We start from the raw sequence: 9,517 nt of genomic DNA on the forward strand, positions 1-9,517 counted from the left end.
GACCTGCTCGGCCTCCGGGGCCGGGGCGGCGGCGGGCGCGCCGCTGCCGTCGTCGATCAGGGCCAGCTCGGCGCCGACCTCGACCGTCTCGTCCTCGGCGACCTTGATGGAAGCCAGGACACCGGCGGCCGGCGAAGGAATCTCGGTGTCGACCTTGTCGGTCGACACCTCGAGCAGCGGCTCGTCAGCCTCGACGCGCTCGCCCTCGGCCTTCAGCCAGCGGGTGACAGTGCCCTCGGTGACGCTCTCGCCGAGCGCCGGAAGGGTTACGGAAACCGCCATGGTTTCGGTTGCTCCTTACGGAAAGTGCGGAAGTCTGTGTCGTCGCGTTCGTCGACCGAGGGATCAGTCGTGCGCGTGGAGGGGCTTGCCGGCCAGGGCCAGATGGGCCTCGCCGAGCGCCTCGCTCTGGGTGGGGTGGGCGTGGATGAGCTGCGCGACCTCGGCGGGCAGCGCCTCCCAGTTGTAGATCAGCTGGGCTTCGCCGACCTGCTCGCCCATGCGGTCGCCGACCATGTGGACGCCGACGACGGCACCGTCCTTGACCTGGACGAGCTTGATCTCGCCCGCGGTGCCCAGGATCTTGCTCCTGCCGTTGCCCGCGAGGTTGTACTTGAGCGCGACGACCTTGTCCGCGCCGTAGATCTCCTTGGCCTTGGCCTCGGTGATACCCACGGAGGCGACCTCCGGGTGGCAGTACGTCACCCGCGGGACACCGTCGTAGTCGATCGGAACGGTCTTCAGACCGGCCAGGCGCTCCGCCACCAGGATGCCCTCGGCGAAGCCGACGTGCGCGAGCTGGAGGGTCGGGACGAGGTCACCGACGGCGGAGACGGTCGGCACGTTCGTGCGCATGTACTCGTCGACCAGGACGTAGCCGCGGTCCATCGCGACGCCCTGCTCCTCGTAGCCCAGGCCCTGGGAGACCGGGCCGCGGCCGATGGCGACCAGCAGGACCTCGGCCTCGAACTCCTTGCCGTCGGCGAGGGTGACCTTGACGCCGTCCTGGGTGTACTCGGCCTTCTGGAAGAAGGTGCCCAGGTTGAACTTGATGCCGCGCTTGCGGAACGAGCGCTCCAGGAGCTTGGAGGAGTTCTCGTCCTCGACCGGGACGAGGTGCTTCAGGCCCTCGACGATCGTGACCTCGGTGCCGAAGGACTTCCACGCGGAGGCGAACTCGACGCCGATGACACCGCCGCCCAGGATGATCGCGGACTTGGGCACGCGGTCCAGGACGAGGGCGTGGTCGGAGGAGATGATCCGGTTGCCGTCGATCTCCAGGCCGGGCAGCGACTTCGGCACGGAGCCGGTCGCGAGCAGGATGTGGCGGCCCTCGACGCGGCGGCCGTTCACGTCGACGGACGTCGGGGAGGACAGTCGTCCCTCACCCTCGATGTACGTCACCTTCCGGGAGGCGACGAGCCCCTGCAGGCCCTTGTACAGGCCCGCGACCACGCCGTCCTTGTACTTGTGGACCCCGGCGATGTCGATGCCCTCGAACGAGGCCTTCACACCGAACTGCTCGCTCTCGCGGGCCTGGTCGGCGATCTCGCCCGCGTGCAGCAGGGCCTTGGTGGGGATGCATCCCCGGTGCAGGCAGGTGCCGCCGACCTTGTCCTTCTCGATCAGGGCGACGTCCAGGCCCAGCTGCGCCCCGCGCAGGGCCGCGGCGTAACCACCGCTACCACCGCCGAGGATCACTAGGTCGAAAACGGTGCTGGCGTCGTTCGCCACGTCACGTCCTCCATGCATGTGCGCCGTGAGCCGGTCTTCAGTGACCGGCAGGCGGCTGGTGTCCGGCCGCTCGTTCTTCGGCCCTTCGGTGGGGCCCTGTCCTGCCGAGCCCCATCTTCGCACTTGTCGACACACAAAGAGACGCCGGGCTGCTGTGTGAGACACCCCACGTTCAGATGAGCCGGACCCCCAGAGGGAGCACGTGCCCCGAAGGGACGCGGGGCCGTGTCCGACTGCGGCTCCGCGGCGTGGGCGCGACCAGGGCCCAGGGGCCGGCCTGTGACCCGGGGGTCGGCCCGTGACCGAAGGCGGATCGTGCCCCGAAGGGGCGCGGGGAACTGCGCGAACAGCCCCCACGCCCCCGCACTCGCCACACAGCCGGCGAGACCGAGCTGCCGGGCCGGGCTCAGCCCAGATCGCCCGCGGCCGTCAGCTCGGCCAGCCGCACCAGCGTCCGCACGGCCGTCCCGGTGCCACCCTTCGGCGTGTACCCGAAAGGCCCGCCCTCGTTGAAGGCCGGCCCGGCGATGTCCAGGTGCGCCCAGGTGATGCCCTCGCCCACGAACTCGCGCAGGAACAGACCGGCGACCAGGCCGCCGCCCATCCGCTCACCCATGTTCGCGATGTCGGCCGTGGCCGAGTCCATGCCCTTGCGCAGGTGCTCCGGCAGCGGCATCGGCCACGCCGGCTCCCCGACCTCCTCGGCGGCCTCGCACAGCGCGGCGCGGAACGCGTCGTCGTTGCCCATGATCCCGAACGTCCGGTTGCCCAGCGCCAGCACCATCGCCCCGGTCAGCGTCGCCACGTCCACGATCGCGTCCGGCTTCTCCTGCGACGCCGCCCACAGGGCGTCCGCCAGCACCAGCCGGCCCTCGGCGTCGGTGTTGAGCACCTCCACCGTCTTGCCGCTGTACATCCGCAGCACGTCACCCGGACGGGTCGCGGAACCGGAGGGCATGTTCTCGGCCAGGGCGAGCCAGCCGGTGACGTTGACCTCCAGGCCGAGACGCGCGGCGGCGACGACCGCGGCGAACACCGAGGCCGCGCCGCTCATGTCGCACTTCATCGTCTCGTTGTGACCGGCCGGCTTCAGCGAGATGCCGCCCGAGTCGTAGGTGATGCCCTTGCCGACGAGGGCGAGGTGCTTCTTCGCCTTCGAGGAGGTGTAGGACAGCTTCACCAGGCGCGGCCCCGACGCCGAGCCCGCCCCGACGCCGAGGATGCCGCCGTAGCCGCCCTTGACCAGGGCCTTCTCGTCGAGCACCTGCACCTTGATGCCGTGCTCCTTGGCCGCGGCCTGGGCGATCGCGGCGAACGACTCGGGGTTCAGGTCGTTCGGCGGGGTGTTGACCAGGTCGCGGGCGCGGTTGAGCTCCTCGGACACGGCCACGGCCCGCTCGACGGCGGCCTTGTACGCCTTGTCGCGGGGCTTGCCGCCGAGCAGGGCGATCTCGGCGAGGGGCGCCTTGCCGTTCTTCGCCTTGGGGTCCTTGCCGTTGTCCTTGTAGGCGTCGAAGGAGTACGCGCCGAGCAGCGCGCCCTCCCCGATCGCGGCGGCGTCGGCGGCGTCGTCCAGCGGCAGTGCGAAGGCGGCCTTCTTGGATCCGGCCAGGGCGCGGGCGGCGACACCGGCGGCCTTGCGCAGGGCCTCGGTGTCGTACTCGGCGTCCTTCTCCGGGACCGCGCCCAGACCGACCGCCAGGACGAGCGGTGCCTTGAAGCCGGAAGGCGCCGGCAGCTTCGTCACCTCGCCCTCGCCGCCGGAGGCGCCGAGCGTCTCCAGAACGCCGGCCAGCCTGCCGTCGTACGCCTTGTCCACGGCCTCGGCGCCCGGTGCGACGACCGGCCCCTTGGCACCCTTGGCGACACCGATCACGATCGCGTCGGCCCGCAGGCCGGGCGCCGCGGCGGTGCTGAGAGTGAGAGCAGTCACGGTGGTGAAATCTCGCTTCCGATGTGAAGTTGCAGTGGTCGAACGGTGTGGGTCGACCGGGCCCGACAGCCGACCCTAAGGGTCCGGGCCTCACGGGGCCTTCCCCGGTGTGGCGAACACTCGACGACGAGACTACGCGCGTGACCCCGTTCGCTCATTCCTGCGGGCGTTCACCTGTCGGTGGCGTAGTGGCCATTTCTTGATCCTCCATCCCTGATCTTGCGTGGGTATCCCCGGCTTTAGCCGGGGAGGGAAACGCATCTTAAGACTGCTCTGACCGGCACCTCAGAGCGGACGTTTTTGCTGCTCGATGTACTGACGGATCACCGTGAGCGGTGCTCCGCCGCAAGAGCTCGCGAAGTAGGAGCGGGACCAGAACGCGGAGCCCATCCCGATCCGGTTGATACGGCCGGTGTACTCGGCCCGCAGGTAGCGGGAGCTGACGCCCTTGAGGCTGTTGATCAGCTTCGACAGGGCGATCTTCGGCGGGTAGTGCACGAGGAGGTGGACGTGATCGGCCTCGCCGTCGAACTCGCGTAGCTCCACCTCGAACTTGTCGCACACCTCCCGCATGATCTCCTCGCACCTCTTGAGCATGGCGTCATCGAAGATGCCCCGCCGGTACTTGGTGACGAACACCAAGTGAGCGTGAAGGTTGTAGGCGACGTGACGACCCGTGCGAATATCGGGGTTTGGTTCCCAGCGGGGTGACATACACCAAAAGTAGTATGATCTTCGAAGCTGACCAGGAAGGGGGTGGGCCGGATGATCCGTGCGTACAAGTTCCTCATGCGGCCCACCGCGGGCCAGCAGAGCGCGCTCACCGAGATACTGCGCGACCACTGCTCCCTCTACAACGGCGCGTTGCAGGAACGCCGCGACGCCTACCGGCACGCTTCCAGGACGAGCATCAAATACGGTCAGCAGTCCGCCCAGCTCAAGGACATCCGGGCGTTCGATCCGGAGCGTCAGGGCCGTTGGTCGTTCTCCTCACAGCAGGCCACGCTTCGCCGTCTGGACAAGGCGTTCCAAGCGTTCTTCCGCCGGGTCAAGTCCGGTGAAGCGCCGGGCTATCCGCGTTTCCGTGGGGTGAACTGGTTCGACACGGTGGACTTCCCCAAGGACGGCGACGGCTGCCGCTGGGACTCCACCCCGCACGACCCCGTCACCCGCGTCCGCCTCCAAGGCGTCGGGCATGTCAAGGTCAACCAGCACCGGCCCGTGGTCGGCAAGGTCAAGACCGTATCGGTCAAGCGCGAACGGCGCCGCTGGTACGTGGTGCTGACCGCCGAGCAGGCCAAGCCCGAGCCGCTGCCCGCAACCGGCAGCGTGGTCGGCATCGACATGGGCATAGCCAACTTCCTCGCTGACTCGGGCGGCGAATTCGTACCCAACCCACGCCACGGACGCGGCGCCGCCGCGAAGCTCGAAGCCGCACAGCAGGCACTCTCCCGTTTCCCTCGCGCCCGCCGCGACAAGCGCACCGGCAACCACCAGCGGGCCGTTCAGAAGGTCGCCGACCTCCACCGCAAGGTCCGGCGTCAGCGCCTGGACCACGCACACAAGACCGCGCTTGACCTCGTGCGGGAACACGACTTCATCGCGCACGAAGACCTCAAGATCCGCAACATGGTCAAGGCCCCCGCAGCGAAGCCGGACCCCGACCAGCCCGGCGGCTTCCTGCCCAACGGGGCCGCCGCGAAGGCCGGACTCAACCACTCGATCTCGGATGCCGGATGGGGGGTGTTCCTGACGATCCTGCACGCCAAGGCTGAAAGCGCCGGACGGGAAGTGATCGCCGTGGACCCCCGCAACACCTCCCGGACCTGCCCCGAATGCGGGCACGTCGACAAGGAGAACCGGCCCGCCCAGGAGAAGTTCCACTGTGGCTTGTGCGGTCACAGCGCGCACGCGGACACGGTGGGCGCCCTGAACGTTCTACGGGCCGGGCTGGTCCGTCGCGACGCCGCACCGGCATAGCGAGAAGCCCCCTCATTTATGAGGGGGAGGAGTCACGTCGGTGAACTGAGTCACACTCGTCGCGATCCGGTGAGCGTCCTGCTTGCCGCTTTGCATGATTTCCACGGGTCCTCCTCTGTTCGAACGCAAGAGGATTCCTGGGATCTTCTGGGGGAGGAACCATGGCGCAGCGTGCGCGCGGATGGAGAAGGACGGCCGCCGCGATGACGGCGGCAGGCATGATCACGGCCGGGGCGACAGCGCCCGGGGCGGCGGCCGCGGAGGAACCACGCATCGATCTGAAGGTGCTCGTGGTGGACAACGGCGACAGCCCCGTGAAGGCCGTCACCGCCCAGCTCAGAAGCACGGGCGTCCCGTACACGACCATCGACCTGAACGACTCCGGCCGGCCGAGGATCACGGCCGCGTTCCTGAGCGACACCGTGAACGGCCGGCCCCGCGCCAAGTACCAGGGCGTCGTCCTGCCCAACGAGGCCCCGTTCGGCGCGGACTCCGCCGAGCAGACCGCGCTGGAGACCTACGAGCGGACGTACGGCATCCCGCAGGTCGACGCCTACACCTGGGCGCACCCGGGGGTCGGCCTCGACTACACCAGTGAGGGTGGCTGGGCGGGCACTCTTGACGGCCACGCGGCATCCGTCACCGCGGCCGGGAAGGCCGGCTCCTTCGGCTATCTCGACGGCGCGTTCCGCTTCGAGGACAACGTCCCGGCCGTGCAGGAGAGTTACGGCTACGCCGCCCGGCCCCGCACCGGCTTCACCAGCTACGTCGACATCCCCGTGCCCGGCGGCACCGGCCGCGGCAGCCTCGTCGGCGAGTACGCCCACGACGGCCGCCGCGAACTCGTGGTGACCTTCGCCTACAACAACAACCAGCAGCAGTTCCGGTTGCTGGCGCGCGGCATCGTCGAGTGGCTCACCCAGGGCGTGCACCTGGGCCGGACCCGCAACTCCTTCGCGGTGCACGTCGACGACGTGTTCGCCCCGGACAGCCGCTGGGACACCGAACGCAACTGCACCCCGGGCGACTTCGACTGCGCGGGCGGCGACGGCGAGGGCACCGCGCCGATCCGCATGACCGCGGACGACGCCGCCTACGCCGCCCAGTGGCAGCGCGAGCACGGCTTCACCATGGACATGGTCTTCAACGCCGGCTCCGGCGAGGAGTGGAAGACCGAGCACGGCGGCACCGACGCCCTCACCACCCGGCTGCTCGCCGACAAGGCGCGGTACCGCTGGGTCAACCACACCTACACGCACCCGTTCCTCGGCTGTGTCCAGGACACCTCGAGCGTGCCGTGGAGCTGCGCGAAGAACGCCGACGGCTCGACGAAGTACATGAGCCGCGCCGAGATCGCGGCGCAGATCCGGGACAACCACACCTGGGCCGTGAACAAGGGCCTGCCCGTCGACCGCACCGAGCTGGTCACCGGCGAGCACTCCGGCCTGAAGACCCTGCCGCAGCAGCCCGACGACAACCCGAACCTGGCCGGCGCCCTCGCCGACACCGGCGTCAAGTGGATCGCCTCGGACAACTCGCGCGAGCCCGGACAGCGGGCGGTCGGCAAAGCCCTGACCGTCCCGCGCCACCCGATGAACGTGTACTACAACGTGGGCACGGCGGCCGAGATGGCCGACGAGTACAACTGGGTCTACACCTCGCGCGGCGACGGCGGCAGCGGCGTCTGCGAGGACAACCCGACGTCGACGTGTCTCGACGAGCCGCTCGACCCGGCCACGGGCTACGCCGAGCACATCGTCCCGCAGGAGGCCCGCACCGCCCTCGGGCACGCCCTCGCGGGCGACCCCCGGCCGCACTACGCGCACCAGTCCAACCTGGCCGAGGACCGGCTGCTCTACCCGGTCATGGAGAAGGTGCTCGCCGACTACCGGGCGCTGTTCACCGACGGCACCCCGCTGGAGAACCCCCGGCACAGCGCGATCGGCACCGAGGTGCAGCGCCGCGCCGCCTGGCAGACGGCCCTGGCGAACAACCGCGTCACGGCGTACCGCATCGGGAAGACCGTCACGGTCACCGCCCCGTCCGGCACCCAGATCCCGGTGACCGCCCCAGAGGGCACCAAGAAGCAACTCGTGCTGGGCACGACGGCGTTCGGCACCCCGTACGCCGGAGCCCGCTCGGCCTGGACGACCCCGGCGGCACTCCAGTCGGCTCTCACCTTGAAGCTGCCCTAAAGGGGCGCGGGGAACTGCGCGACCAGCCCGGACGAAGCCGCACCCGGCATCCGGGCCAGCAGTTCCCCGCACACCATCCGCACCACAGGGGGAAACACCACATGAGGCGGACAGGCCGTCATGTCACCATGCTCACGGAAGGCACCTACCCGCACGTCCACGGCGGCGTCAGCACCTGGTGCGACCAGCTCGTCAAAGGCATGCCCGAGGTCGACTTCCACATCGTCTCGCTCACCGGCAACGGCCGCGAACCCGTCACCTGGGAACTGCCGCCCAACGTCCACGCGCACACCCCGGTCCCGACCTGGGGCCCGCGCCCCGGCCGCACGAGACCCCCGTACGGCAGGGCCCGCCGCCGCTTCACCGAGAGCTACGAGCGGTTCCTGCTCTCCTTCCTGGACCCCGGCTCACACGCCGACTTCGGCGAGTCCCTGGAGGAACTGACCGAACTCGCCCGGGACGGACTGCTGCCGGCGGCGCTGCGCACCGAGTCGGCGCTGCGGTCCCTGATGTGGATCTGGACCATGCCGCATCTGCCGACGGCCGCCGCCCACCCCACCGTGCACGACGCGCTGACCGCGACCGACCTGCTGGAACACGCGCTGCGCCCGCTCGGCGTCCGCATCCCCGAGGACTCCGTCGCACACGCCGTCAGCAGCGGCCTCGCCACCCTGCCCGCGCTCGCCGCGCGCCACCTGGACGGCGTGCCGTTCCTGCTCACCGAGCACGGCATCTACCTGCGCGAGCGCTACCTCGGCTACCGCCAGGGCACCCAGCGCTGGCCCGTGAAGGCCTTCATGCTGGGCTTCTACCGCGAGCTGAACTCCTACGGCTACCGCGCCGCCGACCTGATCACCCCCTGCAACCAGTACAACCGCCGCTGGGAGGAGCGCGGCGGCGCCGACGCCGGCAAGATCCGCACGGTCTACAACGGCGTCGACCCGGCCGCGTTCCCGCACGCCGGCCCCGAGCCCGAGGTCCCGACCCTGTCCTGGTGCGGCCGGATCGACCCCATCAAGGACCTGGAGACCCTGATCCGCGCCTACGCCATGGTGCGCGCCGAGATCCCGGAGACCCGGCTGAGGCTCTTCGGCCCGGTCCCGCCCGGCGGCGAGGCCTACCGCACCCGCCTCGAGAAGCTCGCCGCCGAACTGGGCGTCACCGACGGCCTGACCTTCGAGGGCCGCATCACCGAGGTCTGGCGCGCCTACGCGGCCGGGCACCTCGTCATGCTGTCGTCGATCTCCGAAGGCTTCCCGTTCTCCATCATCGAGGCCATGTCCTGCGGCCGTACGACGGTGTCCACCGACGTCGGCGGGGTGCGCGAGGCCGTCGGCGACACGGGCCTGGTGGTGCCCCCGCGCGAGCCGGAGAAGATGGCCGCCGCCGCTCTCACCCTGCTGAAGGACGACCGACGGCGCCTGGAACTGGGCGAGTTGTCACGCCAGCGCGTCATCGACCGGTTCACGCTGCGCCGCTCGGTGGATGCCTTCCGCACCATCTACAAGGAACTCGCGGGCGAGGACGAGGTGTACGAGCCGACCCTGGAGACCGTCGCCGACTGGACGCTGGAAGTGCGCGACCCCTGGTACGCGTCCGTGGCGACGGACGGGGCCGGCTGGTGAGCGGAATGGTCTGGCTGCCCCCGGGATCCCGCCCCGACACCCTCCCGGCC

The 9,517-nt window shown here is 69.9% G+C and carries 7 protein-coding genes; 3 read left to right on the forward strand and 4 right to left on the reverse strand.

Annotated features, from left to right (window positions below; translation table 11 throughout):
* The 4 genes from C1J00_RS31305 to tnpA all read right to left on the reverse strand — a co-directional run.
* On the reverse strand, nt 1–282 hold a 282-nt coding region (locus C1J00_RS31305; protein ID WP_342751764.1), incomplete at its 3' end, for a biotin/lipoyl-containing protein.
* 63 nt (nt 283–345) lie between these two features.
* Nucleotides 346–1,734: a dihydrolipoyl dehydrogenase gene (lpdA, locus tag C1J00_RS31310; RefSeq protein ID WP_180989760.1), complete on the reverse strand. Its 1,389-nt coding sequence runs from the start codon at nt 1,732–1,734 to the stop codon at nt 346–348.
* Between the two features lie 406 nt (nt 1,735–2,140).
* Nucleotides 2,141–3,667 carry a leucyl aminopeptidase gene (locus tag C1J00_RS31315; protein WP_102912358.1) on the reverse strand — a complete coding sequence of 509 codons (1,527 nt, stop codon included), beginning with the start codon at nt 3,665–3,667 and terminating at the stop codon, nt 2,141–2,143.
* A gap of 285 nt (nt 3,668–3,952) precedes the next feature.
* A complete protein-coding gene (tnpA, locus tag C1J00_RS31320; protein WP_102912359.1) occupies nt 3,953–4,381 on the reverse strand; it encodes an IS200/IS605 family transposase in 429 nt (142 codons plus the stop codon).
* A 51-nt stretch (nt 4,382–4,432) separates the two neighbouring features.
* On the opposite strand from tnpA, the gene C1J00_RS31325 reads away from it, so the two are divergent.
* The 3 genes from C1J00_RS31325 to pelF all read left to right on the forward strand — a co-directional run bounded on the left by C1J00_RS31325 (nt 4,433) and on the right by pelF (nt 9,467).
* Nucleotides 4,433–5,647: an RNA-guided endonuclease InsQ/TnpB family protein gene (locus C1J00_RS31325; protein ID WP_102912362.1), complete on the forward strand. Its 1,215-nt coding sequence runs from the start codon at nt 4,433–4,435 to the stop codon at nt 5,645–5,647.
* A 161-nt stretch (nt 5,648–5,808) separates the two neighbouring features.
* Nucleotides 5,809–7,842, forward strand: coding sequence for a hypothetical protein (locus tag C1J00_RS31330; protein ID WP_439333449.1), 2,034 nt, complete (start codon nt 5,809–5,811; stop codon nt 7,840–7,842).
* A gap of 101 nt (nt 7,843–7,943) precedes the next feature.
* Entirely contained in the window at nt 7,944–9,467 is a 1,524-nt protein-coding gene (gene pelF, locus C1J00_RS31335; RefSeq protein WP_102912361.1) for a GT4 family glycosyltransferase PelF, read from the forward strand.
* Nucleotides 9,468–9,517: the final 50 nt, after the last annotated feature.

The organism is Streptomyces cahuitamycinicus, assembly GCF_002891435.1.
In the GTDB taxonomy this organism is placed as follows: domain Bacteria; phylum Actinomycetota; class Actinomycetes; order Streptomycetales; family Streptomycetaceae; genus Streptomyces; species Streptomyces cahuitamycinicus.